General features: G+C 71.1%; 21 protein-coding genes. 12 read left to right on the top strand and 9 right to left on the bottom strand.

The window, feature by feature from the left end; all coding sequences use genetic code 11:
• Positions 1–45: 45 nt before the first annotated feature.
• Positions 46–801, bottom strand: a complete 756-nt coding sequence (locus tag ACIO3O_RS29535) for a (Fe-S)-binding protein (protein WP_401751092.1) — start codon at positions 799–801, stop codon at positions 46–48.
• Between the two features lie 480 nt (positions 802–1,281).
• On the opposite strand from ACIO3O_RS29535, the gene ACIO3O_RS29540 reads away from it, so the two are divergent.
• Entirely contained in the window at positions 1,282–2,817 is a 1,536-nt protein-coding gene (locus ACIO3O_RS29540) for an RNA polymerase sigma factor (protein ID WP_401751095.1), read from the top strand.
• Here the strand turns inward: ACIO3O_RS29540 and ACIO3O_RS29545 are convergent.
• Positions 2,814–4,079 (bottom strand): cytochrome P450, encoded by a 1,266-nt coding sequence (locus ACIO3O_RS29545; RefSeq protein ID WP_401751097.1) that lies wholly within the window; start codon positions 4,077–4,079, stop codon positions 2,814–2,816. The two genes, ACIO3O_RS29540 and ACIO3O_RS29545, sit on opposite strands and share 4 nt — an antisense overlap.
• A 362-nt stretch (positions 4,080–4,441) precedes the next feature.
• The gene (locus ACIO3O_RS29550) at positions 4,442–6,502 is read right to left on the bottom strand and encodes a beta-N-acetylglucosaminidase domain-containing protein (protein ID WP_401751100.1); all 2,061 of its coding nucleotides are present in this window, start codon (positions 6,500–6,502) and stop codon (positions 4,442–4,444) included.
• Positions 6,503–7,036: 534 nt separating this feature from the next.
• Here ACIO3O_RS29550 and ACIO3O_RS29555 point away from each other — a divergent pair.
• The gene (locus ACIO3O_RS29555) at positions 7,037–7,546 is read left to right on the top strand and encodes a lamin tail domain-containing protein (protein ID WP_401751103.1); all 510 of its coding nucleotides are present in this window, start codon (positions 7,037–7,039) and stop codon (positions 7,544–7,546) included.
• 202 nt (positions 7,547–7,748) lie between these two features.
• Here ACIO3O_RS29555 and add read toward each other — a convergent pair whose 3' ends face one another.
• Positions 7,749–8,765, bottom strand: a complete 1,017-nt coding sequence (gene add / locus ACIO3O_RS29560) for an adenosine deaminase (RefSeq protein WP_401751106.1) — start codon at positions 8,763–8,765, stop codon at positions 7,749–7,751.
• Between the two features lie 370 nt (positions 8,766–9,135).
• On the opposite strand from add, the gene ACIO3O_RS29565 reads away from it, so the two are divergent.
• Positions 9,136–9,558 carry a DUF350 domain-containing protein gene (locus tag ACIO3O_RS29565; RefSeq protein ID WP_401751109.1) on the top strand — a complete coding sequence of 141 codons (423 nt, stop codon included), beginning with the start codon at positions 9,136–9,138 and terminating at the stop codon, positions 9,556–9,558.
• An 87-nt stretch (positions 9,559–9,645) separates the two neighbouring features.
• Here ACIO3O_RS29565 and ACIO3O_RS29570 read toward each other — a convergent pair whose 3' ends face one another.
• The 5 genes from ACIO3O_RS29570 to gcvPA all read right to left on the bottom strand — a co-directional run bounded on the left by ACIO3O_RS29570 (position 9,646) and on the right by gcvPA (position 15,529).
• Positions 9,646–10,287 (bottom strand): GntR family transcriptional regulator, encoded by a 642-nt coding sequence (locus tag ACIO3O_RS29570; RefSeq protein WP_401751112.1) that lies wholly within the window; start codon positions 10,285–10,287, stop codon positions 9,646–9,648.
• Positions 10,288–10,373: 86 nt separating this feature from the next.
• Positions 10,374–11,120, bottom strand: a complete 747-nt coding sequence (locus ACIO3O_RS29575; RefSeq protein WP_401751115.1) for an SDR family NAD(P)-dependent oxidoreductase — start codon at positions 11,118–11,120, stop codon at positions 10,374–10,376.
• A 19-nt stretch (positions 11,121–11,139) separates the two neighbouring features.
• Positions 11,140–12,498, bottom strand: a complete 1,359-nt coding sequence (locus tag ACIO3O_RS29580; RefSeq protein WP_401751117.1) for an ATP-NAD kinase family protein — start codon at positions 12,496–12,498, stop codon at positions 11,140–11,142.
• Positions 12,498–14,102, bottom strand: coding sequence for an aminomethyl-transferring glycine dehydrogenase subunit GcvPB (gene gcvPB / locus ACIO3O_RS29585; protein ID WP_401751120.1), 1,605 nt, complete (start codon positions 14,100–14,102; stop codon positions 12,498–12,500). The genes ACIO3O_RS29580 and gcvPB overlap by 1 nt, the downstream gene beginning before the upstream one ends.
• Positions 14,099–15,529 carry an aminomethyl-transferring glycine dehydrogenase subunit GcvPA gene (gcvPA, locus tag ACIO3O_RS29590; protein ID WP_401751123.1) on the bottom strand — a complete coding sequence of 477 codons (1,431 nt, stop codon included), beginning with the start codon at positions 15,527–15,529 and terminating at the stop codon, positions 14,099–14,101. The genes gcvPB and gcvPA overlap by 4 nt, the downstream gene beginning before the upstream one ends.
• A 154-nt stretch (positions 15,530–15,683) precedes the next feature.
• Here gcvPA and ACIO3O_RS29595 point away from each other — a divergent pair, with 154 nt between their 5' ends.
• The 9 genes from ACIO3O_RS29595 to ACIO3O_RS29635 all read left to right on the top strand — a co-directional run bounded on the left by ACIO3O_RS29595 (position 15,684) and on the right by ACIO3O_RS29635 (position 26,423).
• Positions 15,684–17,021 (top strand): ABC transporter substrate-binding protein, encoded by a 1,338-nt coding sequence (locus tag ACIO3O_RS29595; protein WP_401751126.1) that lies wholly within the window; start codon positions 15,684–15,686, stop codon positions 17,019–17,021.
• A 67-nt stretch (positions 17,022–17,088) separates the two neighbouring features.
• On the top strand, positions 17,089–17,961 hold the full coding sequence (locus ACIO3O_RS29600) for a carbohydrate ABC transporter permease (protein WP_401751127.1): 873 nt from the start codon (positions 17,089–17,091) through the stop codon (positions 17,959–17,961).
• On the top strand, positions 17,958–18,833 hold the full coding sequence (locus ACIO3O_RS29605; RefSeq protein WP_401751129.1) for a carbohydrate ABC transporter permease: 876 nt from the start codon (positions 17,958–17,960) through the stop codon (positions 18,831–18,833). The genes ACIO3O_RS29600 and ACIO3O_RS29605 overlap by 4 nt, the downstream gene beginning before the upstream one ends.
• Complete coding sequence (locus ACIO3O_RS29610) at positions 18,830–20,815, top strand: beta-galactosidase (protein ID WP_401751131.1); 1,986 nt, start codon at positions 18,830–18,832, stop codon at positions 20,813–20,815. The genes ACIO3O_RS29605 and ACIO3O_RS29610 overlap by 4 nt, the downstream gene beginning before the upstream one ends.
• Positions 20,816–20,817: 2 nt before the next feature.
• Complete coding sequence (locus ACIO3O_RS29615) at positions 20,818–23,010, top strand: MGH1-like glycoside hydrolase domain-containing protein (protein WP_401751134.1); 2,193 nt, start codon at positions 20,818–20,820, stop codon at positions 23,008–23,010.
• 330 nt (positions 23,011–23,340) lie between these two features.
• Entirely contained in the window at positions 23,341–25,023 is a 1,683-nt protein-coding gene (locus tag ACIO3O_RS29620) for a sensor histidine kinase (RefSeq protein ID WP_401751136.1), read from the top strand.
• A complete protein-coding gene (locus tag ACIO3O_RS29625; RefSeq protein WP_189824633.1) occupies positions 25,020–25,427 on the top strand; it encodes a roadblock/LC7 domain-containing protein in 408 nt (135 codons plus the stop codon). Before ACIO3O_RS29620 ends, ACIO3O_RS29625 begins: the two co-directional genes overlap by 4 nt.
• Complete coding sequence (locus ACIO3O_RS29630) at positions 25,424–25,828, top strand: DUF742 domain-containing protein (protein ID WP_401751139.1); 405 nt, start codon at positions 25,424–25,426, stop codon at positions 25,826–25,828. Before ACIO3O_RS29625 ends, ACIO3O_RS29630 begins: the two co-directional genes overlap by 4 nt.
• The gene (locus ACIO3O_RS29635) at positions 25,809–26,423 is read left to right on the top strand and encodes a GTP-binding protein (protein WP_401751142.1); all 615 of its coding nucleotides are present in this window, start codon (positions 25,809–25,811) and stop codon (positions 26,421–26,423) included. The genes ACIO3O_RS29630 and ACIO3O_RS29635 overlap by 20 nt, the downstream gene beginning before the upstream one ends.
• The last annotated feature ends 35 nt before the right edge of the window (positions 26,424–26,458 follow it).

The raw sequence follows: 26,458 nt of genomic DNA on the forward strand, positions 1-26,458 counted from the left end.
TACTGTTCGCGCCATTCTTGTAGCTGGTTCCTGAGGTGGGGGCGCTCACAGCAGGGGCTCCTCTTCGGTACTGGCCAGGATTTCGGCGAGGTGCAGGGCGCGCTGCGGGGAGCCCTGGCGGCGGAGCATGCCGCCCAGGTGCATCAGGCAGGAGTTGTCCGCGCCGCACAGGACCTCCGCCCCCGTGGACCGGGCATTGCGGAGCTTGTCCTCGCCCATCGCGGCGGAAACATCGGAGTTCTTCACGGCGAAGGTACCGCCGAAGCCGCAGCACTCATCGGCCCCGGGGAGCTCCTTCAGCTCCAGCCCCTTGACCGCTTCGAGCAGCTTCCGGGGGCGCTCGCCCAGGCCCAGCATGCGCAGCCCGTGGCAGGAGGGGTGGTAGGTGACGGTGTGCGGGAAGTACGCGCCGACGTCGGTGACGCCCAGGACGTCGACCAGGAACTCGGTCAGTTCGTACGTGTGCGGGACGAGCGAGGCGGCGGCCCCGGCGAGGTCGTCGCCCCGTCCCTCCTTGGCCTGGAGGCGTCCGATGCGCGGATAGTTGTCGCGGATCATCGCGGCGCAGGAGCCGGAGGGGGTGACCACGTAGTCGTAACCGCGGAAGGCGGCGGCGGTCCTGCGGACCAGCGGTTCGGTGTCGCGGCGGTAGCCGGTGTTGTACTGCGGCTGCCCGCAGCAGGTCTGTGCGGCGGGGAAGTCGACCTGGACCCCGAGCCGCTCCAGCAGCTTCACGACGGCAATTCCGGTGGACGGAAACGCCGCGTCGTTGACGCAGGTGACAAAGAGTGCGACGCGCATAGGTCGGATGATAGGCGGGTCAGGGTTCCCCGGATAGGCCGTGATCAAGATCGCGTGATCACGTTTGCGCATCCGCGCCACGAGCTGCCCGTGTGCACCGCGCATCGGCCGGACGCACAGGAGTGCGGATCGGCCGGACGTACGGAAGGGCGTCCTCCAGGTGGGGGAAATCCGGGCGAAATGCCCGCTCCCGGGGGAGAGATGTCCCCCAGGGGTACCCTTGGGGATTCCACTGGGCCCGCCCGGCGGCCCGCGCACCGTCTCGTCACCTTGTCCGGGGGCTCCGCGCGCGTCGGGGTCGGCCCGGGCCGGGAAGAGTGGCTCAGGTCACTTCAGAAAAGGCGTAACGAAACAATGCGGGTGCGCGATGACCTGACAGGTGCCGTCGCGCAGCCAAGCCTTCCGCCCCGCGGAACGAGGCCTGGCTACGGCCTCGCTCCCGCCATTCACACTTGTATTTCTCGCTACGAGAGGCTCTTCGTGTCGCTCAGTCCGTCCCGCCCGTTCCCTCAGGAGATCGCCGAATCGCCGTCCTTGGTCTCGCTCATCGAGCGCGGCCGGGACCAGGGCCACATCAATGGCGACGACGTCCGCCATGCCTTCGAAGCGGACAGCATCCCTGTCGACCAGTGGAAGCGGGTCCTGCGCAGCCTGAACCAGGTCCTCGACGAAGAGGGTGTGACGCTGATGGTGACGGCGGCCGCCGCCGCCAAGCCCGCGAAGGCCGCCAAGCGCGCCCCTCGCAAGGCCGCCGCGTCCGGTGAGGCCAAGCCCGCCGTGAAGCGCACCGTGGCCAAGAAGGCCGCCCCGGTCAAGAAGACGACGACGGCCGCCAAGGCCGCCGCCGCCCCCGAGGCCCCGATCGTCGAGGACGAGCTCGACGAGACGACCGCCGCGGCGGAGAAGCCCGCCCCGAAGAAGCGCGCCACCAAGAAGACGGCGGCGAAGAAGACCGCCGCGAAGAAGCAGACGGACGAGTGGGCGGGTGACGGCGAGGAGGAAGAGGAGACCCCCAAGCCCGGCACCGCCGGTTACGTCCTGTCCGACGAGGACGAGGACGACGCGCCGCCGCAGCAGGTCGCGGTCGCGGGCGCCACGGCCGACCCGGTCAAGGACTACCTGAAGCTCATCGGCAAGGTCCCCCTCCTCAACGCCGAGCAGGAGGTGGAGCTGGCCAAGCGCATCGAGGCCGGCCTCTTCTCCGAGCACAAGCTCGACGGCGAGGACGGCGAGGCCACGGAGGAGCTGGAGCCGACCTTCCGCCGCGAGCTGGAGATCCTGGTCGAGGACGGCCGCCGCGCCAAGAACCACCTGCTGGAGGCCAACCTCCGCCTCGTGGTCTCCCTCGCCAAGCGCTACACCGGCCGCGGCATGCTGTTCCTGGACCTCATCCAGGAGGGCAACGTCGGTCTGATCCGTGCGGTCGAGAAGTTCGACTACACCAAGGGCTTCAAGTTCTCGACGTACGCGACCTGGTGGATCCGCCAGGCGATCACCCGCGCGATGGCCGACCAGGCCCGCACCATCCGCATCCCGGTGCACATGGTCGAGGTCATCAACAAGCTGGCCCGCGTCCAGCGCCAGATGCTCCAGGACCTGGGCCGCGAGCCCACCCCGGAGGAGCTGGCCAAGGAACTCGACATGACCCCCGAGAAGGTCATCGAGGTCCAGAAGTACGGCCGCGAGCCCATCTCCCTGCACACCCCGCTGGGTGAGGAGGGCGACAGCGAGTTCGGTGACCTCATCGAGGACTCGGAGGCCGTGGTTCCGGCCGACGCCGTCTCCTTCACCTTCCTCCAGGAGCAGCTGCACTCGGTCCTGGACACCCTCTCGGAGCGCGAGGCGGGCGTCGTCTCGATGCGCTTCGGCCTGGCGGACGGCCAGCCGAAGACGCTGGACGAGATCGGCAAGGTCTACGGCGTGACGCGTGAGCGCATCCGCCAGATCGAGTCCAAGACGATGTCGAAGCTGCGTCACCCGTCGCGCTCGCAGGTCCTGCGCGACTACCTCGACTAAACCTCGCCCGGCTTCTCGGCCGGGAAGGTCAGGTGAAGTGCCTGGGGCGAGCGGTGGATCAGAGTGGGTCGTACGACGACCTGCTGGTCCGCCGCTCGCCCCAGGCGCATGCTCGTCAACGTCACAGTCGGCAGTCTGCGCGTGAACAGCTCCAGGGTGACGCGCAGTTGGGCGCGCCCCAGGTGCGAGCCGGGGCAGCCGTGGGCGCCGTGCCCGAACCCGAGGTGCTTGGCGGGGGCGGTGCGGGCGACGTCGAAGGTGTCGGGGTCCGGGTGGCGGGCGGGGTCGCGGTTGGCCGACCCGTACGCCACGAACACGGCTGTTCCGGCGGGCAGTTCGGTCCCGGAGAGGGTGAGCGTACGCGTGGTGAGCCGCCGGAACCCCTGGATCGGGGTGTCGTAGCGGGCGGCCTCCTCGACGGCGGCGGGGATACGCTCCGGCTCGGCGCACAGCAACTCCCACTGGGCGCGGTCGCGCAGCAGGTGGTGGACGGTGCTGCCGATGAGCGCGGTGGTCGTGAGGTGTCCCGCGATGAGCAGGTTCTGGAACTGCGAGACGATCTCGGCCCGCTGCTCGCGGGTGAGGTCGCCGGTGCCGGGCATCAGGGCGGCCGTCATGCTGGTGATCAGGTCGTCCTGCGGGTGCGCCCGGCGCTCGCGGATGTAGTTGTCCAGCAGGCGCTGGAGGGCGACGACGTCACGGGCAGCAGAAACCTGTTCCTCCTCGGAGAGGGGCCGGAAGAGCAGCTCCTCGGCCCGGCGGCTGCCGTGCACGGCGATCCGGGCGTCCTCTTCGGTCAGCCCGAGGACGCGGCCGATGACGTCGCCGGGCAGCTTCTCGGCGTACTCCCCCATCAGCTCGACCTGCCCGCGGGGCGCGAAGGCGTCGACGAGGGCCTCGGCGCGGGCCCTGGCGTACGGGAGCACGGCATTGAGCCGGGCGACCGAGAGCCCGGAGTTGAGGGGCGCACGGTAGGTGCGGTGGGCTTCGCCGTCGGTGCTCAGTACGGTCCGGAACCCGCCGAGGCCCTTGGCGAACTCCGCGAGGGCGGCCGGGCCGGGACGGACGTCGGGCCGCAGGGCATTCGCAGAAGAAAAGTCCTCGGGGCGTCGCAGGACCTCACGGATGTCGGCATCACGGGCGACGAGCCAGGCATCGAGCTCGGGCACAAAGGTGAGGCCGTCGGCGGCACGGGCGCGGGCGTAGAGGGGGTACGGGTCGCGGTAGAGGGCGTCGAGGCGCTGGTGATCGGCTAAGTCCACGGGCTCATGGTGCACGAGGGGGGCGGGGCGGGGGAAGGGGGATTCCGGCACGGGACGGCGGGGAGGGGGATGGCTGCCCGGAGGGCATGCCATCAGGGGCGCGGGGAACTGCGCGACCAGCCACGACACACCCGCACGGAACCGAGACCACCCCACCCCCGCACAACCACCACTCAGCCCCGCGGGTTCAGGTGAAGGGGCGGGGCCGGGGCGAGCGCCGCAGGCAACCCCGGTGCCGGGTACGGCGCATCAGCCCGACGAACACCGGAACCTCTCCCCCGCCCGTCAGCCCGACGAACACCCGAACACCTCCCCCGCCCGTCAGGGCGACAAGCGCCCGTACACCTCCACCTCCGCCCTCTTCACTCCACCGGCTCCCCAGACGCCAGCCGCACGCGCCCAAGCCCCTTCGACGCCTCGTGCTCGACCCGCACCCGGGTCACGAACTCCTCGATGAAGGGGTCCCCCAGCCGGACCCGCCCGAGCTGATGGTGCTCCTTCGGATCGACGGTGATCTTCGCCGCCGCCGCAGCAGCCACGTCCATCGCCCCGCGCGCCTTCTCGGCGCCCGCCGCGTCCCCGCGCCCGATCGCGGACAGCGCGTCGAGCCCGTACGACATCGAACTGCCCCAGAGCTCCGTGGCGTCCAGCCAGTTGGCGGCGTCGGCGAGGAAGAGCTTGTCCGGCAGGCCGCGCCGCAGCACGTCCGGGACGTGGGCGAGCTCCGACACCACCGGGCGGAAGCCCCGGACCGCGCCGCGCGGATCGGTCGCGTACCGCTTCCAGAAGGCGGTCGTGCGCGGCCCGAAGACCGGCGACTGCGGCTGCCACGGCGTGGTGCCGAAGGTGGGCGCGAGGTGGTTGAGGTCGACGAAGACCTGGACGGCGTCGGCCAACCGGGGGTCGCCGCCCGCCAGGTGGAGGGCTGCCTGCCGACCCGAACGGGTGCGGTCGTAACCCCGGTCGTTCCAGGAGAAGTCGGACATGGTGAAGACGGCGGGCTTGCTGGCCGCCTCCTGGTTCATGGGGTTGGAGATGAGGCCGGTGAGGTGGTCGGAGAGGCCCGGCTCGCGCTTGTCGTAGGGGGCGAGGAGGAGGCGTCCGGCGGTGCGGCCGAAGTCGTTGACCGGGTAGTTGTCCCAGACGAAGACCTTGCGGCCGAAGAGCTCGGAGGCCTTCTTCGCCTGGTCGACGGTGATCGCGGGCGGGACGACGTCCGTGCCCGTCCACATCACCTCGACGGGCTTGTCGAGGGTGGCGCGCAGCACCTGCTTGTACGGGGAGTCCTTGAGGTCGCCGTACTCGGTGGGCACCATCTGGAGCGGCCGCATGCCGGGGTGCGTGGCGACGAAGTCCTTCTGGAGGGTGTTGAGCAGGCTCACCTGCGCCTTGGCGGCGGCCGCCTGGCCGGGCGCCCCGAAGGCCGCCTGGTCGGCGTCGCAGTTCCACTTCGTGTAGCTGATGTCGTCCAGCGGGACGGAGACCGTGCGCACGCCCAGGTCGTACATGGCCTGGAGTTTGGCGGTCAGCGCCCGGGTGTCGGCGGGGTCGGAGTAGCAGATGGACGCGCCGGGCGAGACGGCGAAGGTGAAGCGGACGTGGTTGGCGGCGGCACGTCTCACGAGCGTGCCGAGCCGGTCGAAGACGTCGGCCGGGTAGGGCTCGCGCCACTTGTCGCGGTGGTACGGGTCGTCCTTGGGCGCGTAGACGTACGTGTTCGACTTGACGGCTCCGAGGAAGTCCAGGTGGTCCAGGCGTTCGGCCTGCGTCCACGGCGGCCCGTAGAAGCCCTCGATGGAGCCGCGCAGGGGCATGGACGGGAAGTCGGAGACGGAGGCACCGGCGAGGCGGGCCCGCCCGTGCCGGGGCGCGGTCCGGAAGAGCTGCCTCAGCGTCTGCACGGCGTAGAACTGCCCCGTCGTGTCCACTCCCCCGAGGGCCACGCTCCCGCGCCCGACCCGCAGCGCGTAGCCGTCCGCACGGTCGGGCACGGCGGTGCCCTTCAGGGCGCGCGCGAGGTCGGCGCGCGCGGCCGGTCCGAGCAGGAAGGCCAACCGCCCGTGCCGCGACGCCTTTTCGCGTACGTCGACGTGGCGCACGCCCCGCGCCCGCAGGGTGCTCACCAGCAGGTCCCGTGCGGCGGGGTCGGTGTCCTTGCCGACGATCACCTCGGCCCGGTCGGGGACAACGATGTCAGAGCCGGTACGGGTGAGGCTCTGCGGCGTCGGCGAGACGACCGGGAGTGCGGCGGCGGGACCGGCTGCGGCCTCGGGGGCGACGGCGGGGCCGGGGTCCGGCGCGGCGGCGGCCGTCGGGGCGACGAGGGCGAGGGAGCCGAGCGCGGCGACGGCGGCGAAAGCCGTGCGGGCGCGCCGGGGCGAGGTTCTGGCGGGGGTGGCGGGTGCTCGGGATACGACAGACATGCGGTCTCCGGTGCGTGGTGGGGTGTGCGGTGGAGTGTGCGCGGTCGTGAGCGGAAGTGTGCGAAAGGGCGCCCCTTCGCGAACTGCTGGACAGCGTCGGCCACGTGGCGACGACCCGTCAAGACCATGAACCCCACCTGCCACGCGGAGCTCCCCCCTCCCCCCGCCTCCCGAGGGCGGAAGGTGACGGTCCCGCAAAGGGCTGTTACGCGCCCGGGACGGCGTCCGGGGAGCGTGCGCCGGTGGGCGGAACGGGCGCGCGGGTCAACCTCCGCCGCCACAGGGCGAGTTCAGGGGGCATAGGTGCATTGCACCCTGAACCGGCGGTAACGGTGCGAGCCGGATACCTGCCGTTTACAGCGGACAGCCACACGGGTGTCCGCATTGCGTAACGCCTCGTCCGCACGCCTCGCGCCGCGCCGCCGGGCGGGTCCACGGTGGTGTCACGCCCCGACGAACACGCCGGGGTTCGCACCATCCCGTCAGCCGTCCCGGCCAGGGGCGGGGACGGGCGGCTTTCTAGGGGGAAGTTCCATGTCCAGCACTTCCAGCAGGTCCACGGCACGCGGTCGTTCCGCGCGGCGGCTCGCCGCCGCCGTCCTGGCGGCCGGTGCGGTCGTCGGGGTGACCGCGCTTCCGGCCAGCGCCTCGGCGCCGGCCGACGCCAACTCGTCCGTCCAGAAGCAGCGGCCGCCGCGGCCGTCGGTCGTCATCGGGCGCGTCCAGGCCAACAGCCCCGGCTGGGACGACGGTTCGAACCGGAGCCTGAACGGCGAATGGGTCGAGGTCCGCAACCTCGGCCGCAACGCGGTGAACCTCAACGGGTACTCGCTGAGCGACCGGGACGGGCACCGCTACTACTTCGACCACCTGCGGCTGCGCGGGCACGACAGCGTGAAGGTGCACACGGGGGTCGGGCGTGACGGATGGGGTCACGTGTACCAGGACCGCCACCGGTACGTGTGGGACAACTACCGGGACTCGGCGACGCTGCGGGACGGGCGCGGCCGGGTGGTGGATTACGTGGCGTGGGGGCGGCGCTGATCGCTTCGGCGTGAGTGAGTGAGTGGGTGAAGGGGCGGTGCCCCGGCCTTCGGTACGGGCCGGGGCGCCGCCTCCTTGTTGACGCGGGGGTACGGGGGCGGGCCGGGAGCGGGAGGGGCCGCCCCCCTTGCCCGCCCGTTCCGCCCCGCGGCGGGCGGCCCCGTCTCCCAAGGGGGCTACCGGGAGCCCAGCGGGCTGGGGGCTACTTCTGGAGGTAGGTGGACAGTTCGGTGAGGAGGGTGTCCTTGACGGCGGGCGGGGCCCAGGAGACGTCGACGGCGTTGCGCTGGAGTTGGACCAGGTCCGCCTCCGTGAGCCCCAGCTCGTCCCGCAGCGCGGCGAGGTTCTCCGCGACGTAGCCCAGGAAGTAGGCCGGGTCGTCGGAGTTGACGGTGACCTTCACGCCCAGGTCGAAGAGGCGCTTGATCTCGGTGGCCTTCATGCCCTCAGTGACGACCCCGTTGGAGATCGGGCAGGTGGTCAGGCCGATGCCCCTGCTCAGGATGTCCTCGACCAGCTTGGGGTCTTCCAGCGCGTTCGTGCCGTGGTCGATGCGCTCGACACCGATCACGTCGAGGGCCTGCCGGATGTGCTCAGTGGTGTTCTCCTGGTCGATGTCGCAGTGCATCGTGAGCCGGAAACCCTCCGCCCGGGCACGGGCGAAGACGGCGGCGAACTTCACCGGCGGGTTGCCCTTCTCGTCGGAGTCGAGGCCGACGCCCACGATCCACTCCTTGTACGGGAGCGCCTGGACGAGGGTCGCCATCGCGAACTCGGCCTGGAAGTCCCGCAGGAAGCACATGATGAGATGGCCGCGGAAGCCGGTGGCACGACGCGCGTCGTCGAGGGCCCGGGTGAGCCCGCGGATCACCGTGTCGAAGGGGACACCACGCGCCGTGTGCGCCTGCGGGTCGAAGAAGATCTCCGCATACCGGACGTTCTGGGAGTGCGCCTTGGCGGCGTACGCGGCGGCCAGGTCGTAGAAGTCCTGCTCGGTGACGAGGACGGACATGCCCTCGTAGTACTGGGTGAGGAAGGACGGCAGGCTGTCGAAGGCGTACGCGTCGCGCACGGCGGCCTCGTCGGCGTACGGCAGCCCGATGCCGTTGCGGGCGGCGAGCGCGAGCTTCAGTTCGGGCTCCAGGGTGCCCTCGATGTGGAGGTGCAGCTCGACCTTGGGCAGGCCTGCGACGAAGGGGTCGACCTCGATGGCGTTCATGGTGTTTTCTTCCTCCGATGGAAGGGGGAGGGGGGTGGGGGCGCCCGGTGGGGCATCGGCACCCGGTGCCGGGGCGGGTTTTCTCCCCCACCCGCCCCTTCCCGTAACCCTGCCGGGCTGTTGCACGGTTCCGTGCGGGTGGGTGGGTGGCTGGTCGCGCAGTTCCCTGCGCCCCTGACATGCCTGCCCTTCGGGCGGCATATCAGCCCGTCCGAGCCCGGGCAGGGGGCGAGGGGGTAGCCCCGTCTGGGACAGCGGCCCCTGCCCATGCCGTGGGAGCGGGCTTGTGCGGTAGGTTTTGCGTCTCCTTTAGCATGCGATCACGGGTACTCGCCCGTACGCCACTCACCACGGGGACTGAGACTTCTCAATGGAAGACATCGTCAACGGAATCGGCCGTGCCGCCGCCTACGGCGCCCTCGGCGTCGTCCTGCTCACGCTGGGCATCTTCCTGGTGGACGCGCTGACTCCGGGCAAGCTGGGGCGCCAGATCTGGGAGGAGCGCAACCGGAACTGCGCCGTGCTGCTCAGTTCAGCGCTGCTCGGCATCGGCGGCATCGTCTTCACGTCCATCTGGACGACGTACAACGACTTCGGCAAGGGCCTGGTGTCCACGGCCGCGTTCGGCCTGCTCGGGCTGGTGATGATGGCGATCGCGTTCTGGGTGGTGGACGTCGTGACGCCCGGCAAGCTGGGCAAGACGCTGGTGGAGCAGGAGCCGCACCCGGCGGTGTGGGTGACGGCTTCCTGCAACATCGCGGTGGCGGCGGTCATTTCGGCGTCGATCGCCTGATCCGCGGAAGCGGAGGCAGAGGCAGAGGCGGAGCGGGAGACGGTGGGCCGGGACGGCCTGGGCCCGGGGGCGTGAGGCCTCTGCGGCTCAGGCCGTCAGGCGTTCCAGGATGCGGTCCATGCCGCTGTTCCAGTTCTCCTTGAGCGCGCGGACCGCGTTCGGCACGTCGCCGTCGACCAGGTGTTCGGCGATGCGCTCATGCTCCACGGCGGACCGTTCCAGTACGTCCTGGTCGCCGAGCGCGACCTGTTCGTAGCGGTGCATGGTCAGCTTGAGGGAGGCGATCAGGTCCAGCAGGCGGGCGTTGGGGCAGCCGGAGAGCAACAGGGCGTGCCAGGCGTCGTCGTACTGCTCGATGACGTCGTGCCTCGCCTGCGGCGCGGAGAAGGCACGGGCCTCCTCAAGCAACTTCGGCGCGAGGGCGGCCAGTTGGGCCGGGTCGGTGGACTCCAGGGCGAGGGATTCCAGGGTCGCGACGATGGTGGTGAGGTCGCGGAACTCCTGGGCGCTCATGGGGGCGAAGCGGAAGCCCTTGCCACGCTCGCTGGTGATGACGCCTTCGCGTTCCAGGGAGATCAGGGCTTCGCGGAGCGGGGTGCGGCTGACGCCGAGTTCGGTGGCGAGGCGGCCCTCGTTGATGGGTTCGTCGGTCGGGATCGTGCCGCGACCGAGCCGCTTGATCAGTTCCTCCTTGACCTGCTCGCGCAGCGGGCGGTTCTCGATAGGCATGTCGGCGGCCCTTCCCCTCGTCCGGCTCAGATTATCGGCCACCCGGGGCGTGCTGTTGCCCCGGGTGGCCTGTGGGCGTGCATGCGTTACGCGGTCCCGCCGCCGTCGACGGGGATGATCGCGCCGCTGAGGAACGAGGCGGCGTCGGAGGCGAGGAAGGCGACGGTCTGCGCGATGTCGCGGGGCTGTCCGATGCGGCCGAGGGGGCGGTCGGCGGCCTCCTCGTAGAACGTCTCGGCGCGCTCGCCGAGTTGACGGGCCTCCTCGGCGAGCATGCCGGTGGCGGTGTCGCCGGGGCAGACGCAGTTGACGCGGATGAGGTCGGGGCCGTGGTCGATGGCCATGGCGCGGGTCATGTTGACGACTGCGCCTTTGGAGGCGCAGTACGAGACGGCGCGGGAGCCGCCCGAAATGCCCCATCCGGAGCCGGTGTTGATGATGGAGCCGCCGCCCTGGGCGGCCATGCCGGGGATCACGAGGCGCGACATCAGCATGATCGAGCGGATGTTGACGGCCATGACGAGGTCCCAGTCGTCGTCGGTGATCTCGCAGACAGTGGACCGGCGGATGATTCCGGCGTTGTTGAAGAGGACGTCGACGCCGCCGAGTTCGGTGTGAGCGGTGTGGACGGCCTGCTCGCAGTCGGCGCGTCGGGACACGTCGCAGCGGACGAAGATGCCGCCCGCCTCCTTGGCGGTGGCCTCGCCCGTTTCCGCGTCGATGTCGGCGACGACGACGCGTGCGCCGAGTTCGGCGAGGAGCAGGGCGGAGGCACGGCCGATGCCGGAGGCGCCGGCGGTGACGAGGGCGCGCTTGCCGGTGAGGTCGATCATGCGGGGCTCCTTGGGGGTGTCAGTGGCTGAGCCGGTAGAGGGCCGTGCGGCCCCGGCCGGTGAGGACGGTGACGTATCCGGAGAGTTCGGCGTCGAGGGCGTCGTCGCCGGTGTCGATGAGGAGGGGCCGGTTGTGGAGGGCGGCGAGCTTGGCCTCGGTGGCGAGGACGAGGAGCTTGCCGGGGGTGAGGGTGCGGAGGACTTCGGGGGAGATCTGCTGGTTTCCGCGACCGAGGAGGAAGCCTTGGCCGCCGATCGGGGAGAGGGCGAGGAGGAGCGGGTGGTGGGTTGCCAGGGTGAGGAGCTGGGCGGAGGTGAGGTGGGTGGCGAGGGGGCGGTAGGAAGGGGCGGCCTGGCGTCGAGAGGCGGAGGGGGAAGGCGGCTGCGCAGCAGCCCCTTCAGGGGCGCGGGGAACTGCGCGACCAGCCACGACGCATCCGCACGAAACCGTGCAACTGCCCCGCGGGTCTAGGTGAAGGGGCGGGGCTGGGGCGAGACCGGGGGTCCGGGGGCAGAGCCCCCGGCAGGAACAGCAACCCTCCACGCACCCGCACCCGCACCCACACCCACACCCGTCCCCAGCAGCCTCCCGAACCAGCGCCGTGACCCCCGTCAAGGGAATCTCCGCCCCCAGCGCCGCCGCCACCGCCCGCGTCGTGGTCCCGGGCCCCAGGACCAGAACGTCCCCCTCCCCCACCCGCGACCCCAGTTCCGCCGCGATCCCCCCGACCGCCTCCGGCGAGACCCCGCTGCTGCCCGCCTTCCGCTGCTGGACGCGCACCGGAACGTACGGCACCGGCAGCCACCCGTACAGCCGCGAGGTCAGCCGTCCCCGCCGGAGCTCCGTCTCGTCGCGGTCCATGACCTCCGCCGGGCGGATCTCCGGTCTGCCCAGGCCGGACGCCCAGCCCGCCACGATCTCCCCGGCCGCCCGGGGATTCACCGCGAAGACCGCGGAGTGCATCTTGACCCCGGTCGGAATCCCCAGCACCGGAATCCCGGCATCCGCCTCCAGCACGTCGCGGGCCGTCCCGTCGCCCCCGGCGAACAGCAACAGGTCCACGACCCCCGCCAGCGCCCGCACCGCAGCGACGGTGTCCCGCGCCCCCGTGGCCCCGGGACGCGACCGGTACACCACCCGCACGGGAACCCCCGCCGCACGGGCCGACTCCTCCCCCATCGCCCCGGAGGCGGCGAACAGCTCGAACTCCCGCGCACGGCAGGCGAGTTCACCGAGGGCCACCGCCGAACGCTCCCCCGCGCCCGGCACCGCCCCCAGCTCCACCGCCCGGCGCTGGACGTCCCTGCCGTCGCTGCCGCCGAGCCCCACCCGGCCGCCGAGTCCAGCGACCGGGTTGACCACAAGACCGAGCCGCATCACGCACCCAGCACCTTGCGGCGGTAGGTGCGCCAGCTCGGGGACCAGACGGCGGGGTCGTCCAGGGCCTCCGGGCGGACCCGGTGGATGGTGGAGCGGTGCGGGGCGCTCCGTACCGTCTCGGGATCCTCGTACGCCTCCCGCGCCACCTCCGCGAGGATCGCCGCGTACTCGTCCAGGTCGGCCCGCGAGTACGACTCGGTGGGCTCCAGGGTCATCGGCTCCGGGACGAGGTAGGGGTGGTGGCTGGTCCAGTAGTGGGTGCCGAAGTCGGCCGCGCGGACGCCGATCTGCTCACTGTGGATACCGGTGTCCGTATTCAACTGCTCCCAGCTGTAACGGACTTGTTCCACCCGGGGCCGCCCGGCCGCGTACGGAACGGAGACACCGCGTATCTGCCGCACCTTGTGCAGGAGGTAGTTGTTGTTCAGGACGGCGGTCTCGGCGACCTCGCGCAGCCCCTCGGCACCCAGCGACATGATCCAGGCGTACGCACGGACCAGGTTCGGGACGACGCCGTGGTGCGGGCGGATCTTGCCGACCGAGTGCGGGCGGTCGTCGTCCAGCCGGTAGCGACCGCTCTCCGCGTCGTACTCGACGGTGGGGCGCGGGAGGTACGGGGCGAGGGCCTCGGTCACTCCGCAGGCGCCCGCCGCCGGTCCGCCGCAGGCGTGCGGGGTGGAGAAGGTCTTGTGCAGGTTGAAGTGGCACAGGTCGAAACCGGCCTCGCGGGCCCGGGTGATGCCGAGGATGCCGTTGGCGTTGGCCTGGTCGTAGGCGGCGAGGCCGCCCGCCGCGTGGACGATGTCGACGAACTCCGCGATGCGCGGGTTGTAGATGCCGGTGTCCTCGGGGTTGGTGATGAGGAGGGCGGCGGTGCGCGGGCCGACGGCCGCCTTCAGCGCCTCGATGTCGGGGTAGCCGTCGGCGTCCGGGTGGAGGGTGATCACCTTGAATCCGGCGGTCTTCGCGCAGGCCGCGTTGGACGGGTGGGAGAAGATCGTGGTGATGATCTCGTCGCGGGTGTCCGCCTCGCCCCGGTCGGCGAAGTAGCCGCGGATCATGGCGACGTTGGCGTAGATGGCGGCGGAGCCCGCGCCGGGTTGGAGGGAGACCCTGTCCATGCCGGAGACCTCCTTCAGGAGGCCCTCCAGCCGGTGCATGATCTCCAGGACGCCCTGGACGGTGGACTCGTCCTGGAGCGGGTGCAGGCCGGCGATGCGCTCGTCGGTGACGAAGCGGTCGTTGACCTTGGGGCTGTACTTCATGGTGCAGGTGCCCTGGCCGACGTCGACGTTGAGGTCGGCGCCCAGGGTCTCCTGGGAGAGCCGCAGGTAGTGGCGCAGGACCTGCTGCTGGCCCATCTCGGGCAGGGCGGGCGCGGTGGTGCGGCGCAGGGCGGCCGGGATCTCGACCGTACCGCCGAGCGCTGCGGTGATCTCCGGGTCGACGTCGGGGACCAGGACGCCGCGCTCCCCCGGCGAGCCGAGTTCGAAGATGAGCTTCTCGTCCCAGGAGGCCTGGTGGAAGCGGCGGAGTGCGGGCTTGGCGGCGATCCGGGCGTCCTCGGGGGCGACGGGGCCGGAGGTGGGGTGGGCGCTCACTTGACGATCTCCTCCAGGGCGGCGGCCAGCTCGTCGATGTCGGCCTTGGTGTGGACTTCGGTGACGCAGTACAGGGCCTGGTCGGCGGCGGTCTCGATACCGCCGAAGATGCCGCGTTCGCGCAGGTCGGCGTGGATGTCGGCGGTGCTGCGGCCGCCGGTGAAGCGGACCGGGAAGTCGGCGAAGTGGACGGCGTCGGCGTGCGGGATCTCCACCCCGGGGATGCGGGCGAGGCACTGTTTGGCGTACGCGGTGTGGGCGAGGACGGTCTCGCCGATCTCCCGCATGCCCTGGGGGCCCATGAGGGAGAGGTAGACGCCCGCGCCGATGCCGTGCAGGGCGGCGGCGGTGCCGACCCATTCCTTGCCCTCCTCGCGCTGGGCGAAGGAGGTGCGGTCGTACGCGACGTCGCCGAAGCCGTACTCGCCCGCGACGTCGGTGGGGACCAGGCCGAAGAGGCGCGACGGGTACTCGGAGACCAGGCTCAGGTCGTCGTTGGCGCCGATGAAGCCCGCGTTGCCGCCGCCGTAGCTCATCCGGATGCCGAGCGGCTGGATGTCGCCGCAGGTGAGGTCGGCTCCGTACGAGGAGGGCGGGGCCAGCACGCCGAGCGTCATGGGGTTGCAGCCGACGACGTACAACGCGCCCGCCTCGTGGGCGAGTTGACCGAGTTCCGGGAGGGCGGGGTCGACGAGGCCGAGCCTGCTGGGGGCCTCGGCGTAGACGGCGGCCGTGTCGCCCTCGGCGAGGAGGGAGCGTACGGCGTCCGGGTCGACGCCGCCGGTGTGCGGGTCGGCGGGGACCAGGACGACCTCGTGGTCGGGGCGGACGTAGTCGCGGATCTTGGACAGCTTGTCGGGGTCCACGTCGCCGCAGATCAGCAGCCTGCGCAGGCCCGTGACACGGCCGGCCATGCGCAGCGCCGTACCGGTGGCCTGGAAGCCGTCGTAGACGGGGACGTTGACGACGTCGACGTCGAGGAGTTCGGCCATCAGCGACTGGTACTCCCACATGGCCTGGAAGCGGCCGTGGTCCTCGTACGGTTCCCCCGCGTACGCGGTGAGGAATTCGCTGCGGCCCATCACCTCGTCGACGACGGCGGGCACGTGGTGCGGGTAGCAGCCGCCGCCCAGGAAGCTGAGGGTGCGTGAGGCGGGGGTGTTGCGGGAGAGCAACTGCTCCATGTGGCGTACGAGTTGGGCCTCGGAGCGCAGGGGTGCGGGCAGGTCGAGGGAGCGGCGGAGCCGGATCTCCTCGGGGATGTCGGCGTAGAAGTCCTCGACGCTCGCCGCGCCGACGGCCTCCAGCATCGCCTGCCGGACGGCGGGGACCGAGTTGGGGATGTACGGGTGTGCCGGGGCCGGTGCCGGTGGGCGTCCGGGGGCCGGGGCGTGCAGGTGGTCCGGGGAATTCTCGGGTGGAGTCATGCCGCGCCTCCGCTGGCGAAGAGCTCCCGGAGCGGGGCCCGTGGACCCGACTCCGAGGATTTCAGGGGCAGTTGACGTACGACCTCTTGACGCAGCGAGGCGTCATTCAGTGTTCTGTATACAGCATTAGGCATTCCGACGGCAGGAGACAAGGGTGTCAACTCGACCGGGACGACGTGCAGTTCTGGCCACCGGCCTCGCGGCGGGGGTCACGGCCGCGCTCAGCGGCTGCGCCACCGGGGGCACGGGCAGCAAGGGCGGTCCTGCCCCGGAGGTGAAGAAGGCCGACGACAAGCAGCTCAAGGGCACGATCACCGTCTGGTCCTGGGACGTCGCGGCCAAGGCGATGCAGCGGCTGGCGAAGGACTTCCAGGCGAAGCACCCGGGGACCACCGTCACGGTCCGCGACATCGGCTACGACAGCGCCTACGACAAGATCACCGTGGGACTGAAGAGCGGCTCGGGCCTGCCGGACGTCCTGACCGTCGAGGGCCCACGCATGGTGACGTACATGGGGAACTTCCCGCAGGGCTTCTACGACTTGAGCAAACTGGCCGGGCCGTACGAGAAGGACTTCGACAAGGCGTCCTGGAAGACGGTGGTCAACCCGCAGGGCAAGACCGTCGCCCTGCCCTGGGACATCGGGCCGTGCGGGATGTTCTACCGCCGCGACTACTTCCGGGCGGCCGGGATCAAGCCCGAGTCGATCCAGACCTGGGACGACTACGTGAAGGCGGGCGAGCAGCTCAAGAAGCGCACGGGCCGCAAGATGCTCATCCTGGACTCGGTCGAGGACTCCACCTTCGCGATGCTGCTCCAGCAGCAGGGCCGGCACTTCTACACGGACGGCAAGGTGGCCGTCGACAGCCCCGAGGGCGTGAAGGCGGCGACGCTGCTCAAGACGCTCGCGGACAAGGGCCTCGTCGACTATCAGAAGGGCTGGGACGGCCTGGTCACCGGCACGAAGGAGGGGAAGGCGGCCACCGAGTCGACGGCGGCCTGGTGGATGGGCACGCTGACCGCCGAAATGCCGGAGCTGAAGGGGAAGTTCGGCGTGCTGCCGATGCCCGCGTTCACCGCCGGAGGGGTGCGCACCTCGAACCGGGGCGGCTCCGTGCTCGCCGTCCCCGGCCAGAGCAAGAACCCCGAACTCGCCTGGGCCTTCGTGAAGTTCCTCCTCACCGACGTGCCGAACCAGGTGTCGATGCTGAAGCAGGAGGGCCTCTTCCCGGCCTACCTCCCGGCGCTGGCCGACCCGTACATGAGCAGCCCGCAGGAGTTCTTCGGCGGGCAGGCGGCCCTCAAGGTGTTCGCCGATCTCGCCCCCTCGACACCGCCGGTGGAGTACACGAAGGACGGCGCGAAGGCCACCGAGATCATGTACACGGCGATCTCCGGCATCCTGACCCGGGGCAAGGACCCCAAGGAGGCGCTGGGCTCCGCCGCCGCGCAGATCGCCTCGGCCACCGGCCGGCAGCGGATCGCGGGCTGAGCACACCATGGCCGCACCCACGAGTACGCTCCCGCCCGCCCCCGTCGTGACCCCACCGCCCCCGCCCGTGAGGCGCAGGCAGCGGTTCCGGGTGATCCCCTGGGTGTTCGCGGGGCCCGCCGCCGTGCTGTTCGTCGTGTTCTTCGCGTACCCGCTGGGCGCGAGCCTCTTCCAGAGCTTCACCGCCGAGCGTGACGGGACGTCGGTGTGGGTGGGGCTGGACCAGTACCGGCGGATGGCGTCGGACCCGGCGTTCCTGGAGTCCCTGTTCAACGTGGGGCTGATCCTCGTCGTCCAGGTGCCGCTGATGGTGGGGCTCGCGCTGCTGCTGGCGGGGCTGCTCAACCAGTCGTGGCTGCGGCTGCGGGGCACCTGGCGGGCGATCTACTTCCTGCCCGCCGTGACCACGCTCGTCGCGTACGCCGTCGTCTTCCAGGTGCTCCTGAAGACGGACGGCGGGCTGGTGAACCAGTTCCTCGCGGTGTTCGGCGCCGGGCCCGTCGACTGGCTCAACGACCCCGCCTGGGCCCGCGTCTCGCTCATCGCCTCGCTGACCTGGCGGTGGGCCGGGTACAACGCGGTGATCCTGCTCGCCGGGCTCCAGGCGATCGGCAAGGAGCAGTACGAGGCGGCCGCACTGGACGGGGCGGGGACCTTCGCGACGTACCGCAGGATCATCGTCCCGCAGCTGCGTCCGGTGATCCTGTTCTGCGCGGTCACCTCCACCATCGGCACCCTCCAACTCTTCGACGAGAACTACGTGTTGACCCGGGGAGGCCCCGACAACGCGACCCTCTCCCCGGTGGTCTACCTCTACAAGACCGGCTTCGAGCAGCTCGACTTCGGTTATGCGGCGGCCATCGCGTGGGTGGTCGTGGCGTTGATCGCGGTGCTGTCCCTCGCCCAGTACTTCCTGTTCGGACGGGAGAAGCGCCGATGAGCACGGCTCACACGGATGGACGCGCACAAGGGGCCGCCGTACGCAGGACTCCCGCGCGGCGGCTCGCGGGGGCGGCCGTCGGGCTGGTCCTGGTCCTCGGCGCGGTGGTCAGCCTGGTGCCGTTCGTGTGGATGGCGATCGCGTCCACGCATTCCACCCGGGACCTCTTCCGCTCCCCTCCCCCGTTCCTGCCCGGCGGTCAACTCCTCGACAATCTGGCCCGGTTGGAGGAGACCATCGGGTTCAGCCGGGTCATGCTCAACAGCATCGGCATCGCCCTGGTGCACACCGCGCTGAGCGCGCTGATCTCGGCGATGTGCGGGTACGGGCTGGCGAAGTTCCGGTTCCGGGGGCGCGGGCTGCTGCTGGGGGTGATCCTGGCGACGATGATGATCCCCTTCCAGGTGCTGCTGGTGCCGCTGTTCCAGATGATGGCGAGCCTGGGCTGGGTGAATTCGTACCAGGCGGTGATCCTGCCGTTCCTCGCGAGTTCCTTCGGAATTCTGCTGATGCGGCAAGGCTTCCTGGACTTCCCCGACGAGCTCCTGGAGTCGGCGCGGATCGACGGCTCCAGCGAGCTGCGCACCTTCTACACGGTCGTACTGCCGTGTGTGCGACCGCAGTTGGGGGCCCTGGTCATCTTCACCTTCATGAGTGCGTGGAACAGCTTCATCTGGCCGCTGCTCATGCTGAACTCGGAGGACACCTACACCGTGCCCGTGGCGCTCAACACCCTGACCGGACTCTCCCGCGTCGACCATTCCGGGCTGATGCTCGGCTCGCTGCTCGCGACGCTGCCCCTGATGCTGCTCTTCCTGTGCTTCCAGCGGCAGTTCGTCTCCGGCCTGCTGGGCGGGGCGGTGAAGCAGTGAGCCAGCTCTTCCCCACCGGCATCCAGTACGGCGGCGACTACAACCCCGAGCAGTGGCCCGAGGAGACCTGGGCCGAGGACGTCAAGCTGATGCAGGAGGCGGGCGTCACGATGGTGACGGTCGGCGTCTTCTCCTGGGCGAAGATCCAACCCCTGTACGGCATCTGGGAGTTCGGCTGGCTGGACCGGCTGATGGACCTGTTCGCCGCGCACGGGATCGCCGTGGACCTGGCGACCGCCACCGCCTCCCCGCCCGCCTGGCTGGTGCGCGCGCACGCCGACATCCTGCCGGTCACCGCCGACGGCGTACGCCTCGAATTCGGCTCGCGGCAGCACTACTGCCCGTCCTCCGACGCGTACCGCAAGGCCGCGGGCAAGCTGGTCCGCAAGCTGGCCAAGCGGTATGGGAAACATCCCGCCCTCGCCCTGTGGCACATCCACAACGAGTACGGCGACCACGTCACCGAGTGCTTCTGCCCCGCGTCGGCGCGGGCCTTCCGCGACTGGCTCGAACAGCGCTACAGCACGATCGAGGCCCTCAACCACGCCTGGGGGACGGCCTTCTGGTCCCAGCACTACGCGTCCTTCGCGCACGTCGAACCGCCCCGCACCGCCCCCGGGCCGGTGAACCCCACCCAGCTGCTGGACTGGCGCAGGTTCTGCTCGTACGCGCTGCTGCGCCTGCACCGCACGGAGCGGGAGATCCTCCGTGAGCACTCCCCCGACGTCCCGGCCACCACCAACTTCATGTCGATGTTCCGGGCCCTCGACTACTGGGAGTGGGCCGAGCACGAGGAGATCGTCTCGGACGACGCCTACCCCGACCCGGCCGATCCCACCTCGCACGTCGGGGCGGCCCTGAACTACGACCTGATGCGCTCCCTCAAGGGCGGCAAGCCCTGGCTGCTGCTCGAACAGGCCCCGTCGGCGGTGAGCTGGCGGCCCGTCAACGTCCCCAAACCCCCGGGTCTGCAACGCCTTTGGTCCCTTCAGGCGCTGGCCAGGGGCGCGGACGGGATCATGTACTTCCAGTGGCGGCAGTCGCGGGCGGGCGCGGAGAAGTTCCACAGCGCGCTCCTCCCGCACCGGGGCACCGCCTCGCGCGGCTGGCAGGAGACGGTGCGCTTCGGCGCGGAACTGGGGCGGCTCGCCGAGGTGGCGGGCGCCCGGATCACCGCGCGGGCGGCGATCGTCCTGGACTGGAACTCGTGGTGGGCGCTGGAGGGCACCGACCACCCCTCGGAGCGGATGCGCTGGCGGGAGCTGCTGCGCCCCTGGTACGAGGCGTTGCACGCCCGCGGGGTGAGCGTGGACTTCGTACCGCCGCACGCGGATCTCGCCCCGTACCGGCTGGTGCTGGCCCCGAACCTGTATCTGCTGCGGGCCGAGCACGCCCGGCGGATCGCCGCGTACGTGCACCGGGGCGGGCATCTGGTGTGCGGGCCGTTCAGCGGGGTCGTGGACGAGCACGACCATCTGCACACCGGGGGCGCTCCGGGGCCGCTGCGGCAGGTGCTCGGGGTGGTCGTCGACGAGTTCTGGCCGATCCCGGACGGGGAGTCGGTGCGGGTCGGCGAGGCCGCGTCGGCAACCGTGTGGAGCGAGTGGCTGGTCGCCGAGGGCGCCGAGGTGCTGCTGTCGTACGCCGACGGGACGCTCGCCGGGCGGCCCGCCGTCACCCGGAACGCCTGGGGCCGGGGCAGTGCCCGCTACCTGAGCTGCCACCTCGCCGACGTGGGACCCGTGCTCGACGGGGCGCTCACCGAGGCGGAGGTGCTGCCGGTGCTCGGCGGCGCGCCGCCCGCGGGGGTCGAGGCCGTGCTGCGCGGCCCGTACCTCTTCCTCCTCAACCACACCGACCGGGAGGCCGACACCCCGGCACTGCCCGGCACCGACCTGCTCTCCGGTGAGCAGGTGCACGACCGCATCCGGCTCGGGTCCCTCGGCGCGGCCGTCGTCCGAACCTCCCCCACTGAAAGGTGACCATGAACCCACGCACCCGCGCCCTCGCCGTCGCCCTGGTCTCCGGCACGCTCCTCGCCGGAGTCGTCGCGGCCCCCGCCTCCTCGGCACCGCCCGGACCGGCCGACACCACCAGACCGGCCGACTACCGCGACATCCTCGACCGGCAGGGCTCCCCCGCCGCCGCCCTTCCCGACGAGGCCGACGGCCGCAACAACTCCGTGAACGTCTTCGCCGACCGGGGCGCCTGGCACGCGTACGCCCTCCCCAAGACCGGCGACACGGCCGCCTACGGGGGCTTCACCGGCCCCTTGTACATCGCGCAGGAGTACCCCTGGTGGCTGAGCAAGGCCTTCAGCCGGCTGCACCTCACCGAGTCCGGCAAGCAGCTGGACCTCGCGGCCGGCGGCACGCCGCGCTTCACCTCGCAGCCGGGGCGGCTGCTCCAGTCGTACGACCTCGGGGGCGGCCTGCGCCTGGAGCTGGAGCTGCGCTTCTCCTCGCAGCGCACCGCGCTGGTGCGGGCCGAGGTCCGCAACACCGGGCGGCAGACGCGCACGCTCGGCGCGGGCTGGACGGGCTCGCTGCTGCGGCCCGAGGACGCGCCGATGAAGGACGCGCCGCAGCTGCGGGCGACCGGGCGCGGCGTCGGCGTGGACTTCGCCAAGGTGCGCGAGACGTGGGACTACCTGACCGACGGCACCGAGCGCTTCGAGATCACCCACCGGGAGCCGGTGCGCACCACCGTCGACGGGGACACGTACCGCACCGAGGCGCTTGCTCCCGTCACCCTGCGGCCCGGCCGCAGTCACTCCTTCGACTGGACCGAGTCGTACACCTTCACCGAGGCCGAGCGGGTCCGTGAGGCTCCGGCGGTACGGTCCGCGCTCGCCCGGCCGGACGCGGCGGCCGCCTCCGCCGACGCCCGGTGGCGTCGCTATGTCGACTCGGTGACGCGGGGCGTGCCGAGGGAGGACCGGCGTGTCGCGGTGAAGGCGCTGGAAACGCTGGTGACGAACTGGCGTGGGGCCGCCGGGAAGCTGGCGCACGACGGGATCACGCCGTCGATCTCGTACAAGTGGTTCACCGGCGGTCTGTGGTCGTGGGACACCTGGAAGCAGGCGGTGGGCACGGCCCGGTTCGAGCCGTCGCTGGCGCAGAGCCAGATCCGGTCGATGTTCGACCATCAGATACGTCCCGACAGTGCGACGCGCCCGCAGGACGCGGGCATGATCCCCGACTGCGTCTTCTACAACGACCCGGCACGCGACGGCGGCAACTGGAACGAGCGCAACTCCAAGCCGCCGCTGGCCGCGTGGTCGGTGTGGGAGGTGTACGCGAAGTCCGGCGACCGGTCCTTCCTGCGCGAGATGTACCCGAAGCTGACGGCGTACCAGGACTGGTGGTACCGCACCCGCGACCACGACCGCAACGGTCTGGCCGAGTACGGGGCGACGGTCGACGCGGCGAACAACTCGCCCGAGCAGCAGCTCGTCGCGGCCGCCTGGGAGAGCGGCATGGACAACGCGCCGCGCTTCGACGCCGCCCTCGGCTCGGCGGTCGTCGAGAACAAGGGTCCCGACGGGAAGGTGGTCGGCTACTCCGTCAACCAGGAGTCGGTGGACCTGAACGCCTATCTCGCCGCGGACCAGGGGTATCTGGCGCGGATCGCGCGGGAGTTGGGGAAGTCGGGCGAGGCGCGGGCCTGGGATAAGAAGTCCCGGGCGACGCACGCCGCCGTGCGGGAGCGGATGTACGACCCGGCGACGGGGTGGTTCCACGACAAGGCGCTGGGCGGCGCGACGCTGCTGACCGCGCGCGGGCGGGGCATCGAGGGCGCGGTGCCGATGTGGACGGGCACGGCGTCCAAGGAGCAGGCGAAGGCGGTGCGGGCGAAGCTGAACGACCCGGCGGAGTTCGCGACGAAGGTGCCGTTCCCGACGGTGGCGAAGAGTTCGCCGTACTTCCAGCCGACGAAGTACTGGCGCGGCCCGGTCTGGCTGGACCAGGCGTACTTCGCACTGGGCGGCCTGCGGAAGTACGGGTACGACCGGGACGCGGACGCGTTGACCGGGCAACTCCTCGCACAGGCGGGCGGATTGAAGGGCAACGGGCCCATCATGGAGAACTACGACCCGACCACCGGGGCACCCCTGAACTCCACCAACTTCAGCTGGTCCGCGGCGCTTCTGCTGCCGATGGTGACGCGGGACTAGCGCTCCGCCGCACGCCGCACGGCCCGTTCGCCCCCTGGGGCGGGCGGGCCGTTTCGCGTTATCAAGCCCCACCCGTCACCGTCCTGCGCTTGCGGCATATTCCTTCCATCCGGTGACTCGCCGCACACAACCGAGCGCCGAACGTACAAAGTCGGTGAGTCTATGCCTGGGACGACGATCGGTGCAGGGGCTTGGCACAACCGGCCGACGCCCTCACGCGAGCGGGCTAAGCTCGCTGCGCAACAAGCCGAGTTGATGTGTATTCATCCACTTGTTCCCCTAGGTCGCACTTGTTTGAAAACGTCCCCCAATCACCGCCAGAGGCTCTCCATGGTTCGGGTTGAATCCCCCCCACGTCAGGCAGCACATCAGGCACGACAGGCGACACATCAGGCGCACGCGGCACGACAGCAGGAATCCCCCTTCGTCCGGCCGATCGCCCTGGCCGTCGTCCTGACCGTCGCGGCCACCGCGGGTACGGCGGTCTTCGTCGGCGAGTCGGCCCGGATACCCGTCGTCTGGGCCGGAGCCGTGGCGACGGTGGTGATCGCCGCCCTCACGGGTGAAATCGTGCGGCGCGGACGGGCGTTGCGCCACGCGCAGGCCGACCACGCGGCGCGCATCGCCCAGCTGGAGCGACGGCTCGCCGAGCACGACGACGAGACGGTACGGCTGGCCAAGGAGCTCATGCCGGCCGCGATCCGGCGGCTGCGCTCGGGCGAGTCGCCCGCCGAGGTGATCCGGGACGTCGTCGACGCGGACGAGCGCTACCGCGATCTGCCGTACGCCCAGCGCGAGTTGCTGCGCACCGTGCTCGACATCATCGACCTCGAAGAGGCCCGGCGAGAGTCCGCGCAGCGCGCGTTCGTCAACATCGCCCGCCGTGTGCAGGCGATCGTCCACCAGCAGGCGAGCGAACTGCGGCAGATGGAGGAGGACCACGGGCGCAACCCGGAGGTCTTCGACGACCTGCTGCGCATCGACCACGGCACCGCGCTGATCGGCCGCCTCGCCGACTCCATCTCGGTGCTCGGCGGCGCCCGCCCGTCCCGTCAGTGGCCGCGTCCCGTACCGCTGTTCAGCGTGCTGCGCGGCGCCATGTCGCGCATCCTGGAGTACCGGCGCGTCGACCTGCACTCGATCGCCAAGGTCGCCATCATCGGCACCGCCGTCGAACCGCTCATCCACGCCTGCGCCGAGCTCCTGGACAACGCCACCCGGTACTCGCCGCCGCAGACCCGGGTGCACGTCACCGCGGTCGAGGTGCAGACCGGCATCGCCATCGAGATCGAGGACGGCGGCGTCAGTCTCAGCGAGGAGGCCCGCGGCCGGGCCGAGAACATGCTCGCCCAGGCTCAGGCCGGTATCGACCTGAACGCTCTCGGCGACACCCCCCGCCTCGGCATGGCCGTGGTCGGGCGGCTGTCCCAGATGTACAACCTCCAGGTGTCGCTGCGGCAGTCCGCGTACGGCGGGGTGCGGGCGGTCCTGATCGTTCCGCGTGAGATCGTCACCACCGGTCCCGCCCCCGGCATCGCCCACGGCATCGGCGCGTCCGCGGTGCCGCGCGGCGGCAAGAGCGAAGGCATGACGCCTGAAGAGGCCCGCGCACCCCAGCGCAAGCCCCGTCCCGCCACCCGGCCGAAGCCGCCGACGCCCGCCCCCGCAGCGCCGGTCGCACCCCCTCGGCCGGTACCGATGTCGGCCATGGAGGACGACGTTCCCGTGGTCACCGAATGGACCGAGAACGGGCTGCCGCAGCGCCGCAGCCGGGGCCGCGCGCCCCTCGGCTCCCACAACCTTCCGGCGCAGGAGCGCCAGGCCGCGGCCGAAGCAGCCGCGGCGGCCGGAGTCCCGGCCAAGGAGGAACCCGAGCCGGGCATCTGGCTCGAAGCATTCACGAAGGCGGCCAACGGAGTGCCGCAGGACCCGCCGGCCGAGGCGGACGGCCCGCCCACGCAACAGGCCGACGGCGCACACGACAACACGTGGGACAAGGGAGATCTGAAGTGATCCAGCAGCGGGCCAACTTGGACTGGATTCTGAAGGACCTGGCCACCGGCGTACCGCAGATCCACCAGATCGTGGTGCTCTCCGCGGACGGACTGCGCATCGCCCGGCACGGCGGCGACCCGGACGTCGCCGACCGCCTCGCCGCCGCCTGCGCGGGTCTGCAGAGCCTGGCGGCCGCGGTCGCCGCCGAGATCCCGGACAGCGACGGCCGGATGCGGATGGTCGTCATCGAGGTCGACGGCGGCTTCTTCTACCTGATGGCGGCGGGCGCGGGAGCCTATCTCGCGGTCCTCGCCGACGAGACGGTGGACGCGGGTCTGGTGGGCGCGCGGATGCGCGACCTGGTCGTACGGATCGGAGCCCACCTGACCAGTCCGCCCCGGCACGACGGGCACCACGGATGAAAACACCCCGCCGCGAACGCCGAGAGAAGCTGCCCCCCGCCCCTTCGTCCGCCCCCGAACCGGGGTCGGCGAAGGGGGACCCGGAGCGGCTGTACGTCATCACCGGCGGCCCGGACGGCGGGGAGCGAGCCGCGCTCGACCTGGTCACCATGGTCGTCGCCTGTTCCACCCCGTCGCCCACGGTGCAGCCCGAGCAGGCCGCGATCCTGCGGCTGTGCCGGGCGCCGCTGTCGGTGGCGGAGATCTCCGCGTACCTGCGCCTGCCCTTCAGCGTGGTCACCTCGCTGCTGACCGACCTCCTCGCTACCGAACTGGTCGAATCGCGCGCCCCGATCGTGCGCGCCGTACTCCCCGACCGGTCCCTTCTCGAAGCGGTGATGCATGGACTTCAACGGCTCTGACACCATCACGGGCCCCCGTACCGAGGACGTACTGCCCAGCACTGCCACCGCCGCGGTGAAGGTGGTGATCGTCGGCGGTTTCGGCGTCGGGAAGACGACGATGGTCGGCGCGGTCAGCGAGATCCGCCCGCTGACCACCGAGGAGACGATGACGCAGGCCAGCATCGGCGTCGACGACAACTCACGGATCGAGGGCAAGACGGCGACGACCGTCGCCATGGACTTCGGCCGGATCAGCATCAGCGAGCAGCTGATCCTGTACCTGTTCGGCACGCCCGGGCAGGAGCGCTTCTGGTTCCTGTGGAACGGCCTGTTCGAGGGCGCCCTCGGCGCGGTCGTCCTGGTCGACACCCGGCGGCTGGAGGTCAGCTTCGACGTGATCGGCCGCCTGGAGGAGCGCGGGGTGCCGTTCGTGGTCGCCGTGAACTCCTTCCCCGACGCGCCGAGCCACCCGATGGAGGCGCTGCGGCACGCGCTGGACCTGCCCGACGAGGTCCCGATGGTCAACTGCGACGCCCGGCTGCGGGCGTCCAGCCGCGACGTGCTGATGACCCTCATGAACTATCTGCACGCGCTCGCCCTCCAGCGGTCCTGACCGCGTCGGCGCCCTCGAACTTCCCGATCTGCACC

It is taken from the genome of Streptomyces sp. NPDC087440 (assembly GCF_044744005.1).
Taxonomy (GTDB): Bacteria; Actinomycetota; Actinomycetes; order Streptomycetales; family Streptomycetaceae; genus Streptomyces.